Raw genomic sequence first — 19,150 nt, forward strand, 5'->3', positions numbered from 1 at the left:
ATTTTGCATCGTAGGAATGTTGATAAGTTTTTAAAACCCGAAGGGAATTTTTTAAAAAACTTATCAATGTTCCGGCAATTAAGTTTAAATTTGAATCAATTATTAACCTAAAAAAAGGTCAACGTATTTTAGGATATGACAAGAAAAAAACCGAATAAAAGTTTCTGAAAAATTTGCATAACAAAAGTTGCTCATTAAGACTACTTTTGTATATTTGCATAATGGAAAACAGAATTACATATAGAACAGTGATTTTGTATAAATCATATTTTGAGGATTTCCTTAAAAAGCAAAATCCGAAAGTGAAAGCCAAAATTGCTTGGACTTTAAAACTGATTGAAGAAATTCAACAAGTTCCAGAAACGTATTTAAAACATATTGAAGAAACCGACGGACTTTATGAAGTTAGAATTCAACAAGGAAATGACATTTTTAGAGTTTTTAGTTTTTTCGATGAAGGAAAATTAATTGTATTAGCAAATGGATTTCAGAAAAAAACGCAAAAAACACCGAAAAACGAAATTGCGAAAGCATTAAAAATTAAAACTGAATATTATGAAAACAAGTAAGGACATAAAAACACTTTCTCAAATTTTAAATGAACAATTTGGAGAAGTAGGAACAATTGAAAGAACTGAATTTGAAGAAGGGTACGAAAACTTTAAATTAGGTGCTTTAGTTCACGATGCAAGAATTGAAAAAGGATTAACTCAAGAGCAACTTGCTGTTAAATGCGGAACAAACAAATCCTATATTTCAAAAGTTGAAAATAATGTGAAAGATGTCAGAATTTCAACTTTACAAAGAATAATAGAAGTTGGACTTGGTGGAAGATTAAACCTATCGGTAACATTATAAAAAAACCTCGCACAACAGCGGTTTAGTCTTAATACGCTTGTGAAGTATATATTTTATTGGTACTCACGAAATTTAAAAATCCTTTAGTACAACATAAGTACAACAAATCAAAAACTTTTTACAAAGCTATAAATACCAGTACTGTTAAGCTGCGCTTGGCGGTTCATTGCTTGGTATTCCGCTAATCGTCCACAGTAATAGTTTTGGGTTGCTTTTGCATACCCATTAATTAAAAGTAAATCATTCAAACATTCTCCTCCAGGTAATATTATATATCCTAATTGTCTGTTCCAGTAGTCATAGTAGTTCTCCTGTTCTGTGATGATAGTTACAACCGTTTTAGGCGGTGCAACCGACAAAACGAAGTGCAAGGATTGCAAACCAAATTGGAGCAATAATTGGGCAGGTAAACTGCTTTTCTCTTCATCTTCTATCATCTTCCTATTAATCTTTACTTCTGGTGCATCCAAGCCATAAAGTCGGATTTCTTTTTTCATTTGAGTGAAACGATTGCAAATGATTATGCTATCTCCATCAAGGACTTCTTCAATTTGCCAATGAGTTTCCACTATGTACGGTGCTTTTGCGTTGTATTGCATTGATTTACAGTTATTTAAGTTATTGATAATCAAAGATAAACATTGAAATTTGTCTTATGAATTTTATCTAATTATTAACTTTTTAAATCTTAAAAAAATGGCAAGACAAAAAGGTGTTATCAAGTATGTTGGAACTCTTGGAGATATCCGACACTTCAAAATTAAAGGACAGGAAGGCTACTTCGCTGGTATGGTTGGCGGACCATCAGGCGACCAAGTGCTGACTGCTCCTGAATTTGAGAGAACTCGTGAGAATATGAACGAATTTGGCGCTTGTGCCAAAGCCGGGAAATCTGTTCGAACTGGTTTATCTCAAGTGATGAAACAAATGGCGGACAGCCAAGTAACTGGAAGATTGACTTCTATTATGAAGAAAATCAACCTTGAAGACCAAACGGAAGCCAGAGGTTACCGTAAAATTGAAATCACAACACAAAGAAATTACTTAAAAGGTTTTGAGTTTGACAAAAACTCTTCTTTCAATGGCATTTTCAACGCTCCGTTTTCATTAACTCACACGGTTGGTAGAGAAAGTGGCGAATTTGTTGTTGATGCTTTTAATCCAGCGAATTTGGTTAATGCTCCATCTGGTGCAACTCACTTTCGTTTGATTACTTCGCTTTCTGTAGTAAGTGATTTTGAATACAACGCTACCACAAACAGCTACGATCCTATGGATGCAGCTTTGAATGAGGTAAACGATATTCAATATAGTCCTTTCTTGGACTTGTACGCTCCAGTTCCTGCTACTGCAATTGTTGCAACTTTACCTAACGGAGCAATTCCAACGGTAAACACAACTGTTTTACAGTGCATCGGAATTGAGTTCTACCAACAAGTGGGACCAAATTACTACTTGTTCTCCAGTGGTAACTGCTTGAAAGTTGAGGATGCTTTTTAGAAAAACCTTCCGAAAATCCCTCGCCAAAAGTGAGGGATTTTTTGTTTAATCTCAAATCTATCAGAACTATGGAAAGCAAAATAATAAGAGTAGCACAAGGTAAAGAAAGCACATTGAGCCAGTTGTATATCAACGGAATTTTTCAATGCTATTTGTTAGAGGATAAAATTAGAGAAGTGAAAATAGCTTCACAAACTGCCATTCCAAAAGGTGTTTTTAGTTTAAAATTAAACACTTTCGGAGCTAAAAATGTGGATTACAAAAAAGCTTTTGGAAAACTGCACGAAGGAATGATTGAAATTACCGGTTTGCCAAATTTCAGTTTTGTATATATCCATACCGGAAATACCATCAAAGAAACTGCCGGATGTCCGCTTTGTGGTTTTGGTTTCCAATTTGTTGATGGTAATTTTCAAGTTACTCAAAGTGTTGCAGCTTACAAAATGATTTATCCAAAGTTGGTTGTACTGGCAAAAGCTGAAACCAATACAATGATCATTGAAAATAATTTTCAATTCTAAAAAGTCCAAAAAATGGAAAATATAAATAACATCACGGTACTTTTTGGAACACTTATCACCTTGTTACTCTCGGTTGTGGCTTATTTTATCAAGCAATTACACACCGATTTCAAGAGTATGGAAAAAGATTTGATTGAAGTTAAAACGATGGCTTTAATCATCAAAACAGAGTTCAAAAGTGGTAATGATTTATTGAACCAGAAAGTAGAATACATCGAAAAAAGAGTACACAATTTAGAATTATCAATTTATAAAAATCAAGATTATGAAAAATAAAAATATGAATGTCGTTGAAAGAGCATTGGCACCAACTCCAAAATGGTTTAAAATTTTGAGAACAGTTGGAATTGCTTTGGCAGGTGTTGGCGGAATTATCATCGCCTCGCCTATCGCCTTACCTGTTGGATTGGTTTCGGCAGCTGGTTACTTGGTTCTTGGTGGAAGTATCATTTCAGTAGTTTCTCAAACTGCTGTAAAATCGGATGAAGAATCGAAAACAAACCCTTAAAAACGGTTAATAACCACCTTGAAAGCTCCATTTATTGGAGCTTTTTTTGTTTTTAGTAGTTAATAAACATCAATTGCTTTACTTTTTACCGTTTTATTTAAGTGGGCGGAATATATTGCACTTATGTTGGGGTTATATGGCTTTCATTTGTCAATCAAAATCGTGTTGGTTTATTGGGAAAAGTTTTCCAAGGAAGCCCCAAACTTCAAATTTGGGACTGGTCATTCGGATGAGGGAAGAATTGGAGCTGTTTTTTTTGAGAGAATGCCTTTCGGGTATTCTCTTTTGAAATGGGATGCTGTGGCATTCTTTCAAAAAAAATTGCATCCATAGGGGTTTGGGGAAATGGAAGATTGCCCCAACTGAACTTGCCGAGTGCGTTGGCAGTAGCGAAACAAGTGTGTTGTTTTTCTATTTGCTGATTGGGGTTTTTCTGATTGCTTTCCTGGAAAAGTTGATGCCTGAAATAGTGTTCAGTTTGCAGTGTTCAGTTTTCAGTAAATGGTGTTTAATATTGATAAGGCATCGGCTTTTCGGGAAAGCAATTACTGCGGTGGTGGTGGCAAATAAAAAATGATACTCTTGTGGGGAAATTTGATTTTTGAGGATGCCTAACTGTTCTTGTGAAAAGGAGAGTTTCTATTTACCGGAATTGTTGTTCGGATTTGTTATGGCATCTTCAAAAAACAATGCAAATATAGTTCCTATTTCGGGTGGGAGCGTTGGCTGTGGCGGCTATTTTACATAATGAAATTATAGTGCGAGTGCCCCGGGGTTCGGGGCGCTTGACCTATAATGTTGCTATCATTATGTAACATAGCTTGGGGGTGTTTTTGGCTTTCGAGCGTTGGGAAACAGCTTATTGCTTTTTCTATTAAACCAAAAAATCAATATAAAAATCTAATAAAAAAGCAATGTGCTGTTATAGCGTTGGCAAAAGCCAAAAACACAGGAGCGTTGGCAGAGCGTTGGCTTGGGTGGGCGCAAAAAGGTCAGCGATAGCGTTCCTATTTCTTTATATAGTTATTAGCGAAATGAAGCAAAAAAATATGTGAGTTTAGGAATACTTGGACTAAACGAGGATTTTGTGCAGCTGAATGAGGTAATGACTATTTGGTGTTTTCTTCTTCCTTTTTATCTAAATATTCATCATCCCATAAATCACGGTAGATCATTACATATTCGTAAGTTACCTCTGGGTTGATTTTATAGTAATATCTGCATATTCTTTTAAAAAGTAATAGCATCTTTTCGTCGTAACAGTAATCAAGCAAAGCATCTATTACTCGTTCAATTTCTTTTTCGTCTTTGATCTTGTTACGGTAAATTCTATCTACTTGTTCTTCGTAGATTAAGAAAGCATCTTCTGTAATTTTATTTATACTTTCTGCTAATTCTTTGAAACCATCAAGTTGTTCTTCTGTCATCTAAATTAGTGTTTCGGAATTTATGATTAATCCTGTTTTGGCATTGCAAATTCAATATTCATTTTCCAATCTAGCTTATTGATTTCGGTGCGAAGTTGTGTTAGTTCTTGGATTAATTCTTCAAATGTTGGTGCATCCCCATAAATCATTTCTGTTAGCATGGTGTTGTAATCTGCTTCCCATGCTTTTATAACTTCGCTTGGTGGAATTGGATTAATGGTTTGTGGTTGGTGTAGGTTGTAATCTACTTTGCTGATTCGGGTGAAATTGTATCTGTGTTTGACAATGGTTTCGTATAACTCGGTATCGTTTAATGCGTTTTGTTTTATTTCGGTTTTTGAGAGTTGGTACACATCGTATAAATGTCTGCTCAATCTTTCTACTCGGATTGCTTGTGTTGGCTTACTGAATTCTTCATGCAATAGGAATATTTTCTCCAAAAATGTTCTTTCTGGTATTACTGTTGGAACTTTTATTGCTGGCATTGCGAAACTTGCATTAGGATAGTATTCATCTACTAATGTATTGAATTCTGCTATTTTTAGTGGTTCTCTCAATGAACGGCAACCGATTTCGATTTGGACTTTTGGCTGTATGTACCCAACTGATTCTATTACGTTTGGATAATACATTAGCATTATTTTTGGGTCTTGGTCGGATTCTTGGGTGTTTATTATCTCCCAATTTACATTGGTAAATCCTTTTTCTGCCATTCTTTGTTTTAGTTCTGGATAGAATGTATTTGATATGTATTGATTGGCTGCTTTTCTTAAAGCGGTAATGTCTTTCTTTTTTAACTCTCCTTCAAAACCTAGAAATTTTGGTTCTATTGCTAAATCTACATCTTCGGAAAAACGACTTATTAGATTCCATGCTTTGCTTAATGATGTTCCGCCTTTGAATACTAAATGTTTGCCTACGCTCATTTCAAAAATAGTTGCTAATACTTGCACTACCCACCAATCTTTTTCAACGGCAAATGGTGGTATTTTTGATTCATCACTTAACTGTTGGTATATTTCAGCTTTATCAGAATCTGGTATCGAATAGAAATTTGTCTTTGCCATTTACAGTGCTTTTTTCATTATTTTTTGAATCCAAACCGGTGCTAATTTGATGTCGTGCATTATATGTTTTGGATCTTCTTTCTTCAATAATTCTATTATTCTTTCTTCTTCTATTGTCGTTTGGTTGTTTATACCTATTTCTTTAAGTGCTTGAATTACCAATTTACTAATTTTACCTTTTGCAGAAAGATTTTTTGGTGTGGTTTTTTTAAACTTAATCGTTCGTTTACCTACTTTAATTTCTCTTGGTGAGCCATCCGTAAGCAATACAATTTTCATGGGTATTTGTGTACTCAACCCAAGTGCATTAAGTGCATAAGAGCCTGTGGGCAGTGTTCTTATTCTGTCTCTTTTTGCAATAGCCTCTGCTACTTCTTCGGCAGAAGGTATGAGATTGCCAATATATTTATTGCTTTTTGGACGAACATATATTCCTTGAGCTACTCGTGTTATACTAGTCTCTTTTTCCAAGCGATGTAATGCTAAACGAACTGCTTCAGAAGTTCCTAACTCTTGAAAATCTTCTGGAAATATTAAAACTCCTTTTGAAATTTTCTTGATTGCTTCTACTATTTTGGACTCTACACTTTTCATTGCTTTAGCTTTTAAAGTTGTAACAAATATATGCTAAATTTGTTACAAAATATACCCTAAATTGCACTTGCTTTATTTGCAAAACCCTCCTGACTTTTTTTGTTATAGTAATTGCTTTATAATCAAATTTTTATATCGCTTTTAGGTTTAGTTTTTGTCGCATAAATAGTAAAGATTTGCGACAAAAATAGTATTGTGTTACACTTAATTATCTTTTTACTATTAAGTGATAAAGCACCTTTTTGTTATTAGAAATGAAATTAGTGAAATGAAGCAAACAAATAATTGATGCTAGGAATACTTGGACTAGGAGCGATTTTTGTGCAGCTGAATAAGATAATGAATAAATACAAATATGAATTTACTAAATTATGAGATTATCTATAACTAATAATTAAGCCCAAATTTCACTAATTTTTTTATTGATTTTAAAGCATTTACAACATTAACCTCTTTTACCGTTTCACTTTTTGTAATAGACTTTTGAACAGATTTTAAATTAGCTAGTTCAAGATTATCAAATATTTTTGTTTGTTCCCCTAAATCAAATATTTTAGCCCAATCGTTCTTATTAATCAGTTTTAATCTGTCATAAATAGCTTTTATATCAACGACTTCAACATCAATTTCATTTGAAAGCAACTTTATTTCTTCAATATCAATCTGATTCACTTCTATGTATACTAATATTTTATTTCCTATTGAAATATCTCTTGCATTTAGATTCTTTGATCTTTTAATTTTATTTGCAATTTCCCAAATATCTGTGGACATCGTTTTTAAGGAATCAATATTAGATATATACTTAGACATTCCGTCCCAAAATTTATTACCAAAACCTAGTATTTTGGTAATATTCATCAAATTATTTTCAGATTTATTATCAATTTCTTCTGTTTCAATTTCCCTTGACAAAACTAATTCTTCCGTAACAAAGCAATCGTTGTAATTTTGAAAGTTAATTTTATAGTTTTCTTCTTTTAATAGTTTCCAACTAGATTCTCTTTTTGCATATTCAGAAATCAATGAGCCATTTGAAGCACTTACTAATTTATTATAAACAAAAACAATTAGTTTTTGTAAATCGTTTATGATTCTGGCATCAACACGTTGTTCCTCATAAATTTTCCATAAATCAAGTCTATTATCTGTTAAATAATAAAAATAAGATATTGTATAGGCAACAGTGAAAGATTTCAAGTTGGTATCACCAATAGCGTCAATATTTTTTCTGCCAAATAGTTTGTCAACTGTTTTAAAAAGGATGGCATTAGCGATTAACTTTTTATAAAAGTTTTCACCGGGTAATTTATTCTTCTTAACTAATTCATTTATTTTTTTAGTATAATGTATAAAATTTTTCTGGGCTCCTTGTGATACATAATGAGGTTCTAATTCCCAAATATTTATAAATTTCGCAACATCAGATTTGACAAACTTTTGATTTGTGGGGTTCTGCTCTTTGAATTTTCTTTGCTGAACAGGCGTTGTTAATTTATTTAAAGATTCTTTGTATTGACCGTTTACACGCTCAAAGTACCAGATTGTTGATAGATTTCTGTTCTCTGGATCAATAACATATTTCTTTCTTGATATCGATTCAATTTGAACAAAATATGGATTATTTGATGATAAATCCAATTCTGAAACTTTGTTTTGACTATTTGCATATCGAGCAATATTAGGTACTTCTATATTTTTTTGATCAATATCTTTAATTACTGTCAATTTCATTTGAACAAATACCTTACTTACGTCAGCATCTTTATATTTCTTTTGGGTATGAAATAATGATGCAGTAGTTTGTCCACCATTTACTATTTGAAAATCATTCATCTTTGTTAAGTAAAGTTGATTTTCAATCATTTCAGTTTCTACATTTTCAGCAGTTGCAGTTATACCATTATTATAAGGCAAAAACATTTGTGGTTTATCTCTAATAGTATCTCTAATTCCTTTGTTAAATTTTCCTGCTTGCCCTAAAAAAGCACGTACATTGCTTTCTAATAATTCATTAGAATGCAAATCATATAATTTTGAAAGTACATCACCAGGAACAATTGCTAAATAACATTCATATAATTCATCTAAATCAGGTACTTTAAGACATTGAATACCTAAGAGATTATTTGTCAAAAAATCTTTGAATTTAATTTCTATTGGTTCCCGATTACTAGAATTTTCATTTAATTTATAAAATCTTTGGATATCCCAAACATGAATATAAATTTTCAAATCGTCATATCCTTTAATAGTAGTAGTATCAAGATTATGATTTGAATTTCCATTGATTAAAAAGAAAACATTTATTCTGATGAAGTTTGCTTTTTGTTTAACTATAATTTTTAAAAGTGCATTTAATTCCGACTGTGCAGGATCAATATAATCTATGTGCCCTTTTAAAGCTGCATTTAAAAATTTCTTGATTTGGTTTATATTCTTTTCAAAATCACTTTTTTGAATATTAAAATCATATGAGGTATGATTAAAATGTGTTATAAAAAGATCTAAAGTTTCAAAATAAACCTTATTGTCATCATCCTTGAATTCATCCTTTAAACAATAACCATTTAGTTTCCAATCTATTCTTCCCTGTGAATCTGGATGAATATATGATAAAACACTAGCACCTTCAGACTTTCCTGCGCCATCCAAAATCTCAAGACAATGCTCTGTAAATTTATCTTCAAAGCTGGCCCCTTCACCATCTGAATATACTAATGCTGCTATATCAGACTGAATGGCTTCAATATAATTTTTTAATCCTCTCTCCATTATTTTATTAATTCAAGAATTGATTCATTACTTACTAAAAATTGTTCTATCGCTGATAATTCAATACTGTATTTTGTGTCAAACAAACCAATAGGTAAATCTGAAGCTACCAATCTTGGAAAATCATTAGTAACTTCATAAAAATTTCTTTTTCTAAAAGCATACTGGCGCTTGTAATTTTCAAAATCTTCATCAAAATAGCCAACCAATAAAAGTCTTTCATTGAAAAACTTTAAAGCATTCTGATTATTATTAATTTTCGTTCTAATTTGCTTAATAATAGAATTTAGTGAAAACCCTTTGTCTTTTACCTCTTCAACAACATATAAGATTAAATATAGTTTTGTTAAATTTTCATTATCTAACTGTCTTTCACTTGATATTTTAACTTTTGGAACTTTTGATGAAGTTAACTTTACTTCGACACCAACTGAACCAAACCGAAAATCTTTATCATTAAAATCAGGACCAGTCCAACTTTCTAATAAAGCATCAATAGAATATTCTTCATCTAGCAAGGAATTGAACAATAAAAGTTCTCCAATTAATCCTTTTTGTCTTTCAATTGTAAGCCCTTGGAAATTTATTTTATCAAATAATTTTTTCCATTTTAAAACGACATTAGAAGTTTCAACTAATGCTTCATTTTCGGTAACACTTTTCGAGATTTCTTCAACAATATTTTCAATAAATAAACTAAAAATATCTTTCAGCTGGTTGTCTAAAAGATATATATGTAACTCTTTTGAATCTTCAAATTCATATATTTCAATGAATAAACCCTTGAACTTAAAATTTTTAAATTCAGGAAATTTAGCGTTTTTAGATGTTTCAAATATGTATAAATGATTGCCGGTTATATGATTTGTTGCAGCAAAACACTTGAACGATTTAACGTGTTCAAGTTGAGTTTTTATAATAATTTCATCAGTAGGAACATGACTTTCCCAAATAGATTTAATACTTACCATAATTATTCGTTTTCAGAATTATCATCATCTTCCATTGGTTCTAAGTCTAGTTCTTCTTTTATCGTTGCAGAATAAGAAACTTGAACTTCATTTTCAATTTTAGGAAAATGCAAACTATAACCAATGATTGGAATTCCGTTTTCAACATTTGTGGTTCCTCTTTCGTCTAAAGCATAAATTAGTAGCAAACCTTTACTTTCGTTAGCTCTTCTCTCTTTAATGCTTCCTGAACCATTTTCAACCAAATCAACTTGACGATCTACAACATCATCAATTTGATTTTTAGTTATTTTATATAATTCAGAATATTCCGTTTGATTTCTGACACTACAAACTAATTCAATTTCTTGTGCATTTGCTGATAATTTATATTTTTGAGTGTCGTACTCTGTTCTGTTTTCAGGCTTCTTAATCACTCCTTCATCGTATAACAATGCCTTTTCACCAGTATTAGATACTATACAAATATTCCACTCTCTTATATTATTACTTGTATTCTGATTTTTAATGTAATCTGATATTACTTGATTATTTATTGAAGGAATATTTATTTTATAATTCTCAATAAAGTCGGTTAATACATCTATTTGAACCTTTTTATACAAAAGGTATCTAACTTTTTTCCTTTTTGTAATTATATTTTCATCTTTAGGAAAACCTAATCTTTCGAATAAATTTTTAAGATTGTTAAAATTATTTTGAATTGATTTTTGGTCTTTAAACAATAAATAAGTTTGTGGATTTGAACCAGAAAAAGACATTGTAATATCTTTAGCCCAGAAGAGTTTAGCAACACTTGTGATTGCTAATAATCCATGGTGATTTCTAACTTTTAGTGTAAAATCTTTGGGTTTTAAATTACGAGTAGTCATTTCATCAAAATCATATCTCATTTCTTCAGTAGCCATGGTTATATGGTTAAACCATTCATAAATGGTTTCTGTTGTATATAATCTACATAAATCAACATATCCTGGTCTATAACCAAACCATCTACCCATTTGCATCAACGAATCATACATTCTTGTTGTTCTCAAATAATAACTCGTTGATAAACCTTCTAAAGTTATTCCTCTAGCTAATCTACCACCACCAACAGCTATTACAGACAAGCCCTCTTCGTACCTAGAGTAATCAATCTCATCGATATTATGATATTCTAAATTAGTTGTAGAGCGAGTTCCATGAACTGCACGAACATCAATTTTTGAAGCTGCTTTTTTTAATTCCGCTTTTACACTTTCCCATTCATGTAATTCAATTCTAGTGTCTTTGTAATCTATATTTTCAATTACATTTTCGGTTGTTGGTAAAAAATCATTATTGAATATTTCTTCTAATTCATTTAAAAATTGTGCATCGTTAGCACTTATATAATTTTTAAAATCTTTCATTCTCTCGTTGACCAAAGATGCCACCCTGTCTATCCATTTAACATAAAGAGCAACATGAACTAACATAGAATTATGTTTTTTCTCATGTCCTCTTAATCTTCTAATAGCACAAGTAAGGATGAATGATTTTAAAGCTGTTTCCAGACTTTCAGGCAAATATTCGGGTAAATCATCCTTATTGTTTTTATTTATTGTCCTGAAAAATGGAGGGTCATAATCATCAATAACTCTAAATACATCAAGCGGTTCATGACTTTCTCCTGTTATCGGATTCTCTAGACCAAATATTTTAGCTGCTCCAATATAATTTTTTGGTGCTATTATATTTATAATAAAATCTTTAGGAAATAAATCTTCACCTATAAAGTATGTTTTACCCTTTACAACAGTAGTTAATTCATCATTGAAATCTTGAGGAATAAATAAGTTTGCATAAGGTGTCGCAGTATATCCAACAAATGTGTTTTGATCAAATACATTTAATAAAGTTCTAATTAACTTATTTATGGCTTTGATGTCATTTATGTCTTTAGTTGCATTAACGGAAGCAGCATCAGCCTCATCATCTATTATCAATGCAGGAACATCAAATAATTTTGGTTGTCCATTCACAACTCTAATATTAGAATCTTTTGAAAACCAATCAATCAAATTTTCAAGAATACTTTTATTTTTTTTAATTACAAATACAACTGGATTTTTCCCGATAGGAATATTTAATCTATTAGCTATGCCTTGATTAAAATCACCTTCATCACCTGTTCTGTAAAAAGATGATGTTAATGAATATATATCTGTATCAACTTTATATTTACCAACTCCAATTATTTTATTTTCACCATAATTATTTATGTATGCTGAACTACTTTTTCCAATATATCCTTCATCAATTCGTTCTTGTGTTTGTCTTCTTAATGAGCTTATTGTACCTGCAATGACTATAATAACTTTATATCCTGCATCAGTTGCTTTATTAATTAAACCAACATAATTTGAAGTTTTACCTGATTGTACATGACCTACAACCATACCTCTTCTATCCCAAGAACCAGATTCTTTAGGATTATAACATTTATCTAATATTCTATCTGTAAAATCATCTAAATCATTGATTGGAAACGAAGGATCTTTTTCGTGCATGTAGGATTTATATCTACTCCACAACTCCCAATTAATTTCATCCTTTCTTGAATAGAGCCAAGGTGTAATATCTCCATTCATTTCAGTGATTGAACCTTTTCCAATACTAAAATCTGCTACTAATATTTCAAACAATTCTCTTTTGTCAATTGCTTGACCAACAGATGCCATTGTTGTCTCAACTCTGTCGATAATATTTAAAATTATTTCGTCTGTAATTTCACCATTTTGTTTCGCATGTGACAAAAGTGTATGTGCTATTAACCTAGCCGAGTTTTTTATATCGTTCATATTAAATAGTCATTTATTAATGGAAATTGATTGAATGGCGTTGAATTCATTATTTGCTGTTTAGCCAAATTTTGAGGAACTCCTTGTTGAATATAAATTCTATATAATTCAATGGTTAATTGGATTAAATCATCGCTTGGAATTTCGGGTATGCTTTCTAACTCATGAAAAGAAGGATCCTCGTTCTGATTATATAATATTAACTCTAAAGGAACATTTTCTTCAATAAGTTTTAAAGCTTTTGAAAAAAGCTTATTTTCTTTTTCTGAATCAAGCAATTGTTTTATAATATGATGCTTTTTATTTATTTTATATTTTTTTATTCCTTCTCTGTTTGTCTCATCTTTCCACAAAGTCTCAAAATGTTGACTACTACCCTCTGAAGACCTTGTAATTGGCCCTCTCCAATTATAAATTTTTGCCGACTTCATAACTGCAATTTTAGCAATTCTGGCTAATTCTTTTCTTATTTCGATTGGAGGTGTTGCAGTTGATTTTTTTATATCAAGATTCCAATCAAAATCATTTGCATTAGGAAAGTTAATAGCAATTCTAGCTAATTTTGAATATTCTCTCTTTTTTTCAATACCTAACCAGTCACCAGACACAAGTAATCTATCTCCTCGATATATATAAAAACCTTGTTGTTGATACCATCCTAGAGGTCCGCCAGATTTTTCATAATCTTCATTGCTGATTTTTGACATATGTGGCAGAATAAAATATGTTACTTCAACATTGTTGATTAACACTTCTAATTGTCCCATTTCAGGCTTTGGAGTAAGGTTTAGAAGAAAAGGATTCCATGGTTCAATTTCATAAGTATTTGTGAAAAGTTTGATTTTTTTACTTTCAATAAAACGATGAAAAACTAAACTTAAATGCTCATTTACGGTTGTCATTTCTTGATAGAAAGCATTTTTAACAGCCTCATTTTCAACTTTAGAATTACCAACGATTCTGTCTAACAATTCCCAAACAATAAAAGTACCACTTGTTAATTTATCAACTTTATCTAAATAAGATTCATCTGAAACATAATCTAACAAAGTCCATTCTTCTTCACTATTTATAAAATCAATATCCCAACAACGTTTAATTGTAGCAAAACCCTCTTTCTTTGTGATAACTGTAAGTCTTTTACATTGCGAAAATGAAGCCGTTTTTAGTCCCATACCAAACCTACCCAAGTCTTTTTCATCTCTTATGTCTTCGGGATTTTTACTTCCTGGAGTCATAGCTATAATTAACTCTTCTAAATTCATTCCCTTCCCATTATCCAAAATAGAAATAACCGAATCTTTACCTTTCCAAAGAAAATCAATTTCAATAGTATTAGCGTTAGCAGAAATACTGTTGTCAATAATGTCTGCTATTGCAGTTGAAAGATTATAACCAAAACTACGATATGAATTTATTGTTGATTTTGGATTTGGCTTGGCGTTTTCTGCTTTGTATTGTTGCATAGTTATAATTTTAGTAGCCAATAATTAATATTCCTTCCAATGGAAGTATTAATCTACCAGAAGCGTAAAGTGTTTCAAAAAAAGTGATTACGCTTTGAAAATCTTGATTTTTTCCGTAAGTTTTTCTAACTGCTATAACTAAAAAATCTACTTCATGCATCATACATGCCTGAAATAAATCTTTCAAAAATTGGTAATTCGTTACGGCTCTTCCTGCTTCAACTTCTATAACTGTTTTTAATTCTTCATTATAAGCATCAGCATCAAAATACTTTTCAAGTTTACCGTTTAAACCAAATAGCACAGGTACTTTTATTTTATCAATTGCCTTTTTTGAGGTTTCTACTTGATAATTTAATTCTAAAAGATTTAAAGAAACTTTTTCCAAAACCTCATTACTATGTAAAGTAAGTTTATCGGAAGAAATTAATTTTTCGTTCAAAATAAATATATCTATAACATCTTTGAGGTGTGAAGGTATTTCTTTCCTTTTTGGATAATATTGCCAATTTATCATTTAATCATTTCTTTTATTTGATTAGCAATACCTACAGCCATCAAAACTGGAACAGCATTCCCTATCTGTTTAAAAGCAGTTGTTCTACTTTTTTCAAAAAAGTAATCATCCGGGAACGATTGTATTCTAGCTGCTTCTCTCACAGTAATTGATCTATTTTGTTTAATGTCCGGATGAATATAATAATGACCATCGGCACAAATATGAGCCACAACAGTATGTGATACTCCAGCATGATTTACAACTTGAAATCTGTTTGTAAAAGATATTGTATTGCTATGTTTTATAAGTCTTTCAGGTAATTCAGCATAGTTTAATCTTTTGTTGTCTTTCACCCACTTGTTTACTGCTATTTTATAAATTTCAAGATCATTTTGGTTATTCGGTCTTGCAATGTGTTGTGATGTAAAATTCACTCCATTTCTTATACCTGATTTTTCTAAATAGGCGTTTGTTTCTTTCGCATATTCTACAAAACCCCATGCTCCCTTTCCGTTTTTAATTTTTGGTAGGTCAGAAAATAAATCTTTTAATATTTCATATTGAGGATCGTTTTCTTCAAAATTAGGATACTTAAATTTTAAATTCTTTTTCCAGCCAATAATGATTACTCGCTTCCTATCTTGAAGTACACCAAAATGTTTAGCATTTAATACTTTTTTGTCTAGTTCATACCCGGCTTCTCTAACTGCATCAAAAATTAATTCTAAATAACCTCCATTATTTGCAGATAATATTCCAGGAACATTTTCGAATACAAACATTTTTGGTTTGTATCGTTTTAAAAATTCAACGTAGTATTTGTATAAATGGTTTCTAGGATCTTCTGTCATACCTTTTGGATCTCTAGCTCTACCAGCAACGGAATAAGCTTGACATGGTGGACCACCAATTACTAAATCCACTTTTTGTTTTCCAATTTGCTTGTCAATTTTTTCAAAAATAGACGGTAATGTTTCTGGAGAGATTTCAGTGTTAATTACTGATTTAATTAAACACTCTGGAATTTTTAACCATAATTCATCACGAGAAATCTTCCCTTTTATATAGTCATAATATTCTTCTATTCTGTTAACTTCCTTTAGGTAATGAAACGCAGTTCTTGTGCGAAGTGTATCACAAGCATCTTTATTCATTTCGACGTGAGCAATTGGCTCAAAACCACATCTAATAAAACCTTCGGATAAACCACCAGCTCCTGCAAATAAATCTATATATTTTAATGACATTTTTAAACTTAACTTAAAGTATTATTTATTTCTATGTTTGCTTGTTAAAAGAGAAATATCGAATTCTAAAAACCATGAAAATTTAGAAAGATAATCTATACTACAATTAAATTTCCCGCTTTCAATTTTAGAAATAGTTGTCCTACTAACTTTCATTATTTCTGATAATTGTTCTTGATTATATCCTCTTTTCTCACGGATTTCACGAATTGTCTCCCCAATTTTTGTGCGACAATCATGAAGATAATTCTCCAAAGCGCCTTCTACTTGTTGAATTTCTATATTATCCATTATTTATGCTTCTGTTATTTGTCTTGTAATAATTTCAATAGCTTCTTCTTTACTTACAGTATTGCCAAATTCTTGTAATGATTCTTCATCTTTATAAACACCGTTCCGATCATTCCAACAAAGCCATTCTATTAAATCTAACCTAGACCAAGAATTTAATTCTGTTTCCAAAGCGTCCCCTCTTAATTCCATCAGTTTATAGTATGGGTGCTTTAATTTTTCGTCTTCGCTTATGTATGTGCTCATATTACTACCGTTTTAATCGTTTGTTCTTTTAAATATTTACTCTGGATTTACAAATAATGTTCCTAAATGCTCTACACCTTCATTATCAACCACTGTAAGCCAAACATTAGTTTCTACACCATTAACTCCGTTAGAAAGATTTACTTCTATTTTTTGTTCACTTACTTTTATCACTCTTCCTTCCACTTGAGAATAGTCGGATTTGTTGATTGTTACTTTATGACCAATTAAATCATTAGTATCTACTTCTACAACTTCTAAATCACCTAATCTGACAGTATTAATTGGCGGAAAAGATAATTCAGTATTTAAAGCTTGAATATCTGCTCTAGATCTTTCATCATCTGCAATCACTTCCAAAACGACATACAACTGATTTGGATTTTCTTCTGGTAGCGGAGTGTGGAACTTAACAATATTTCCTTTTTCAATTGATTTCATAATTAATCCTTTATAATTAGACTAGTTAGTTTTGTAAGAAACAAATATAATAAAATCGACGTAATTAAGTGCAATATATTGAACAAATTGTTAACAATTTATTTTATCCTATTAACAATTTGAAAAAGGGTAAGGTGGGTAAGCAAATTTTGAATGAAAGAAATATTATTTATTTTATTTTCTAACTAATGGATTTATTGGCTAAAAACAATGCAAACCAAAACTAACGTTTTACTAATTTGCTTTACTATCAACTAATGTTGCCTGATTTTAATTTTTGAAAAAAAATGAAAAAAGTTTCAACGCTTTTTGCTTACCCACCTTACCCTAGTTTTTAAAAATTGAATATATTATGCAATACTATACCACTTTGTTGTTGTTATCTACTTCTTCATAAGTTTTTTCAAGCATTGCATAAACATAAATACCTTCTTTTTTCAATCTTATAAAATTGTGCTTCTTTAGCGCTTTACCTAGTTTATTTATAGTTCCATCATTAATGTTTATTTTTGCTCTCTCCGCTAATTTTGAAGCTATTTGTGAAGCATTTAAAAAAACTGTTGCATCTTCTTTTTTGCAAGTCTCAAACCAAGTTAACAATAATTCTTCCTCTGGACTGTGTAATTGGTATTGTTCGTTATTGGCTGTTATGTTCTTAATTTCTTCCTGGTCAAACCAAAATCTAAAACCACTTTTGAAAAGGAACAATGCTTGTGAAAATGCTAGGTTAATATCAACATCGTGCTGGTATTTTATTCCTTCCAACTCAAAACAAAGAAATCTTCTGCTTCCTGTACTGTCATTTAAGAACTGTGCTGTATTGACACTACCGGCAAATGACGCCCTTCTGGGCATTGTTTCGTTGTTGTGACCGTAGGCTTTTCTCATTCTAATTTGAGTTTTTGTAATGATTTCTTTTAGTGATCCAATTTCAGAACGGTTTAGGTTTTCGAGCTCGTCCAAGTTGATTAACATACATTCTGCCAGTTGAACCAACGTGTCTTTATTGTTTGGGTTTATGGTTCCAGAAAATAGATATTCTTTTAATGGTTTTGGAACCAACTTCTCAACCCAAGTTGTTTTACCTAATCCTTGTTTGCCACTAAATACAATTACTGTATGATTTATTACTTTATCATCGAGAACACAGCCTACCATTGCCACTAACCACTTTTTGAAACATTGCTGCCAAAGGTCTTGTTTTGTAGTCGTGATTGTGTTTGCTAATTCGGTAATGTAATCGGTCTTTTCATCATAAGAAGGCAAATTGAAAAAGTAATCTTCAAATGGATTGAACAGCACACAAAAATCGGAATACAATAAGTTCCGTAATGACGAAAGATTGGTTTTAATTCTTCCTTTTAGACACTCCCGAAGCATTGAATTTTCTATAAAGTCATTCATTACATTCCATTTCTTTTTACCGAAATATTGGAACTCCAACTTACCTGAAACGATATTGTGTCGAAATACATATTTGTTTGATAAAAATAGCTCTAAACGGTCTATTTGGGTTGGTCTTGGTTTGTCTTCGTCGTCTTCCTCAGCCCAGCCCTCTCCAGAGGAGAGGGAGTTAGAAACTGTATTCTTTTTTGATTCAGCGTTTGCTTCGTCGTTCCTCCTCGCAATGACGGGTTTTTCATTTTTACCAAACTCGTGAATATTTCCATAAGCACTATTTACTGCTTGGGTTACTTCTTTTTCATCATATCCAAAATCTGTCAGGATACATCCTAAAGCTTCGTGAAGTGAAACTCCTTTTCTGTTTAAGTTAGGAGAATTCAAAAACCTAACGCAACAAATGATAAATTTTATCTTTGTTGAATTATGAAAAAAATACACAAAAGATTATCCTATAAAGAGAGGATTGTAATTGAAACTTTACTCCAGCAAGGTAAGAGCAAAAATCACATC

The 19,150-nt window shown here is 31.1% G+C and carries 20 protein-coding genes; 6 read left to right on the forward strand and 14 right to left on the reverse strand.

Features of this window, described 5'->3' with window-relative positions:
• Positions 1-221 precede the first annotated feature (221 nt).
• Together RMO53_RS01185 and RMO53_RS01190 are read left to right on the forward strand one after the other, a co-directional pair.
• Positions 222-569 (forward strand): type II toxin-antitoxin system RelE/ParE family toxin, encoded by a 348-nt coding sequence (locus tag RMO53_RS01185; RefSeq protein ID WP_310377521.1) that lies wholly within the window; start codon positions 222-224, stop codon positions 567-569.
• Complete coding sequence (locus tag RMO53_RS01190; RefSeq protein ID WP_310377522.1) at positions 556-858, forward strand: helix-turn-helix transcriptional regulator; 303 nt, start codon at positions 556-558, stop codon at positions 856-858. Before RMO53_RS01185 ends, RMO53_RS01190 begins: the two co-directional genes overlap by 14 nt.
• Before the next feature lie 107 nt (positions 859-965).
• Here the strand turns inward: RMO53_RS01190 and RMO53_RS01195 are convergent, their stop codons facing one another.
• Complete coding sequence (locus tag RMO53_RS01195; RefSeq protein WP_310377523.1) at positions 966-1,457, reverse strand: thermonuclease family protein; 492 nt, start codon at positions 1,455-1,457, stop codon at positions 966-968.
• Positions 1,458-1,554: 97 nt separating this feature from the next.
• On the opposite strand from RMO53_RS01195, the gene RMO53_RS01200 reads away from it, so the two are divergent.
• The 4 genes from RMO53_RS01200 (at position 1,555) to RMO53_RS01215 (ending at position 3,387) form a co-directional block, all read left to right on the forward strand.
• Positions 1,555-2,358: a hypothetical protein gene (locus RMO53_RS01200; RefSeq protein ID WP_310377524.1), complete on the forward strand. Its 804-nt coding sequence runs from the start codon at positions 1,555-1,557 to the stop codon at positions 2,356-2,358.
• A gap of 68 nt (positions 2,359-2,426) precedes the next feature.
• Entirely contained in the window at positions 2,427-2,879 is a 453-nt protein-coding gene (locus RMO53_RS01205) for a DUF5675 family protein (protein ID WP_310377525.1), read from the forward strand.
• A gap of 12 nt (positions 2,880-2,891) precedes the next feature.
• Positions 2,892-3,155 carry a hypothetical protein gene (locus RMO53_RS01210; RefSeq protein ID WP_310377526.1) on the forward strand — a complete coding sequence of 88 codons (264 nt, stop codon included), beginning with the start codon at positions 2,892-2,894 and terminating at the stop codon, positions 3,153-3,155.
• Positions 3,145-3,387, forward strand: a complete 243-nt coding sequence (locus RMO53_RS01215) for a hypothetical protein (RefSeq protein ID WP_310377527.1) — start codon at positions 3,145-3,147, stop codon at positions 3,385-3,387. Before RMO53_RS01210 ends, RMO53_RS01215 begins: the two co-directional genes overlap by 11 nt.
• Before the next feature lie 1,109 nt (positions 3,388-4,496).
• Here the strand turns inward: RMO53_RS01215 and RMO53_RS01220 are convergent.
• The 13 genes from RMO53_RS01220 to RMO53_RS01280 form a co-directional block, all read right to left on the reverse strand.
• Positions 4,497-4,814: a hypothetical protein gene (locus RMO53_RS01220; RefSeq protein WP_310377528.1), complete on the reverse strand. Its 318-nt coding sequence runs from the start codon at positions 4,812-4,814 to the stop codon at positions 4,497-4,499.
• A 26-nt stretch (positions 4,815-4,840) separates the two neighbouring features.
• Positions 4,841-5,881 (reverse strand): nucleotidyl transferase AbiEii/AbiGii toxin family protein, encoded by a 1,041-nt coding sequence (locus tag RMO53_RS01225; protein ID WP_310377529.1) that lies wholly within the window; start codon positions 5,879-5,881, stop codon positions 4,841-4,843.
• A complete protein-coding gene (locus RMO53_RS01230) occupies positions 5,882-6,475 on the reverse strand; it encodes a DUF6088 family protein (protein ID WP_310377530.1) in 594 nt (197 codons plus the stop codon). It abuts the gene before it with no gap.
• A 387-nt stretch (positions 6,476-6,862) separates the two neighbouring features.
• Positions 6,863-9,250: an AIPR family protein gene (locus RMO53_RS01235; protein ID WP_310377531.1), complete on the reverse strand. Its 2,388-nt coding sequence runs from the start codon at positions 9,248-9,250 to the stop codon at positions 6,863-6,865.
• Complete coding sequence (locus RMO53_RS01240; protein WP_310377532.1) at positions 9,250-10,221, reverse strand: PD-(D/E)XK motif protein; 972 nt, start codon at positions 10,219-10,221, stop codon at positions 9,250-9,252. The genes RMO53_RS01235 and RMO53_RS01240 overlap by 1 nt, the downstream gene beginning before the upstream one ends.
• Positions 10,222-10,223: 2 nt before the next feature.
• A complete protein-coding gene (locus RMO53_RS01245) occupies positions 10,224-13,046 on the reverse strand; it encodes a Z1 domain-containing protein (protein ID WP_310377533.1) in 2,823 nt (940 codons plus the stop codon).
• Entirely contained in the window at positions 13,043-14,512 is a 1,470-nt protein-coding gene (locus RMO53_RS01250) for an ATP-binding protein (protein WP_310377534.1), read from the reverse strand. Before RMO53_RS01250 ends, RMO53_RS01245 begins: the two co-directional genes overlap by 4 nt.
• Before the next feature lie 10 nt (positions 14,513-14,522).
• Positions 14,523-15,029, reverse strand: coding sequence for a hypothetical protein (locus tag RMO53_RS01255; RefSeq protein ID WP_310377535.1), 507 nt, complete (start codon positions 15,027-15,029; stop codon positions 14,523-14,525).
• Positions 15,026-16,258: a DNA cytosine methyltransferase gene (locus RMO53_RS01260; RefSeq protein WP_310377536.1), complete on the reverse strand. Its 1,233-nt coding sequence runs from the start codon at positions 16,256-16,258 to the stop codon at positions 15,026-15,028. Before RMO53_RS01260 ends, RMO53_RS01255 begins: the two co-directional genes overlap by 4 nt.
• A 21-nt stretch (positions 16,259-16,279) precedes the next feature.
• The gene (locus RMO53_RS01265; RefSeq protein ID WP_310377537.1) at positions 16,280-16,549 is read right to left on the reverse strand and encodes a helix-turn-helix transcriptional regulator; all 270 of its coding nucleotides are present in this window, start codon (positions 16,547-16,549) and stop codon (positions 16,280-16,282) included.
• A gap of 3 nt (positions 16,550-16,552) precedes the next feature.
• The gene (locus RMO53_RS01270; RefSeq protein WP_310377538.1) at positions 16,553-16,795 is read right to left on the reverse strand and encodes a hypothetical protein; all 243 of its coding nucleotides are present in this window, start codon (positions 16,793-16,795) and stop codon (positions 16,553-16,555) included.
• A gap of 36 nt (positions 16,796-16,831) precedes the next feature.
• Positions 16,832-17,236: a hypothetical protein gene (locus tag RMO53_RS01275; protein WP_310377539.1), complete on the reverse strand. Its 405-nt coding sequence runs from the start codon at positions 17,234-17,236 to the stop codon at positions 16,832-16,834.
• A gap of 360 nt (positions 17,237-17,596) precedes the next feature.
• On the reverse strand, positions 17,597-19,021 hold the full coding sequence (locus RMO53_RS01280; RefSeq protein ID WP_310377540.1) for a VapE domain-containing protein: 1,425 nt from the start codon (positions 19,019-19,021) through the stop codon (positions 17,597-17,599).
• Positions 19,022-19,150: the final 129 nt, after the last annotated feature.

This window comes from Flavobacterium sp., assembly GCF_031409475.1.
In the GTDB taxonomy this organism is placed as follows: domain Bacteria; phylum Bacteroidota; class Bacteroidia; order Flavobacteriales; family Flavobacteriaceae; genus Flavobacterium.